Annotated in this window: 1 protein-coding gene; it reads right to left on the bottom strand. The window is 46.0% G+C overall.

The window, feature by feature from the left end:
• Nucleotides 1–1834 (bottom strand): condensation domain-containing protein (locus tag F9Y84_RS21755; RefSeq protein WP_168756795.1); only part of this gene is annotated, 1834 nt, incomplete at both ends.

Raw genomic sequence — 1834 nt, 5'->3', positions numbered from 1 at the left:
TACGTGGATACGCATCACACAGATGCGGCTCCCCTAAGGCAAATCCATCTAACCTAACTTGCGTTTTAGTAAAACTCGCTAATGCTTCTGCCGTCTCTCCATGGCTCACTACCACCGATAATGACGCATCTGCTATCATATATTCTAAGCGGCTACGCGGATAACTCGGGTCTAGTGGCACATAAGCACCTCCTGCTTTTAAGATCCCTAAAACCGCTATCACCATCTCCAGTGACCTATCTGCGCACACACCCACTAAGCTATCTGGCCCTATCCCATGCTCTGCGCGCAGGTAATGTGCTAGCTGATTCGCCTTCTCATCCAGTGTCTTATATTGTAAAACGTCATCTGCAAATGCAACCGCAACTTGCTCTGGCACTAAGTCCACTTGGCGCTCAAACAACGTATGAATACAAGCCGACTTATCATACTCTACTGCTGTGTCGTTCAGTGTATACAGCAGCTTGTGCTCTTCTTCTTTCGATAACAATGGCAAGCTACTCACTGCGGTTTGTGCACTGGCTTCACTCAACCCTGTCAATAGCCGCTCAAAGTGCGTATTCAGCTGGGCAATATGTCCTTTGTCGAACAGGCTCACATCATAATTCCAGTGCACGGTAACACCTTGCTCATTAATTTGAATATCGACATCCAAATCAAATTTCGCCTGTACACTGTCACCACTGTACGGCTTAACCGTCACACCTGGTAGCTTAAACCCTGCTTTATCCGCATCACTCGATAAACCATAGTCACTATTGGTCGTCATCATGATTTGAAATAGTGGGCTGTGTGAGCCACTGCGTGGCACTTTCAAACGCTCGACTATTTGCTCAAAGGGCGCTGACTGATTTGCTTGTGCATCTAGATTAACTTGTCTTATGTGTGCTAAATACTCACCTACTGTATTATGACCAGTATCCGCTCTTAGCACTAAGGTGTTGACGAAAAACCCTATCAATGGTGCCAGCTCTCGCTGCTCCCGATTCGCTATTGGTGTGCCTATGACCACATCCTTACTGTTTCCATGCCTCGACAGGAGTAACGATAAGGCTCCATGCAATAACATAAACGGAGTGATTTTGAATTGCTGCGCCATCTTCAGAAGTGCTTGCGCCAACTCTTTGGGTAAGACTCCTGTAACTCGCGCACCCTGATATTGCTTTTGTGCTGGCCTTGCTTTATCTAATGGCAAACTATGGAGTGCAGGTAACCCTTCAAGTTGCTGCTCCCAATAATCCAACTGACCCTCAAGCTGCTCTTGTGCCAAATAGTGACGCTGCCAATGAGCATAATCAGCATACTGCACCGCGAGTTCTGGTAAGGGGCTAGCTTCACCTGCTTCTTGCGCATGATACAGTGCAAAGAACTCCTTCATCAGGATTTCCATTGACCACCCGTCTGACGCTATGTGGTGCAGATTAAATAACAGTACGCCTGATGTTTCTGCGGTCTTTATAAAGCTTACCCGTAACATCACTTCTGTGGATAGATTAAACGGTCTCCCTACTTCCTCACGCACATATGCTTTAAGTGCGGTTTCTTTATCTTGCTCATCGAGTTCACTGATGTCTTTTTGCTGAATCGCAAACTCGACTTCAGATATTGTTTTTATCTTTTGATATGCTTCACCATCATGCTCTTCATAGACGGTTCTTAAGACTTCATGACGCGCGATAATTTCACGAAAGGCTCGCTGAATACTCGTCAGACTAATCGTGCCTGACAGCTCAAATACCATCGGCATATTGTACTCTGGAGTGCTACCTTGCAAACTATCAATAAACCATAGCCGCTGCTGGGCAAAAGACAGAGGGAACTTATCTGTGTTTCT

It is taken from the genome of Pseudoalteromonas peptidolytica, from assembly GCF_012641745.1.
Lineage (GTDB): Bacteria > Pseudomonadota > Gammaproteobacteria > Enterobacterales > Alteromonadaceae > Pseudoalteromonas > Pseudoalteromonas peptidolytica.
This window is presented reverse-complemented; position numbering and strand designations above follow the sequence as displayed.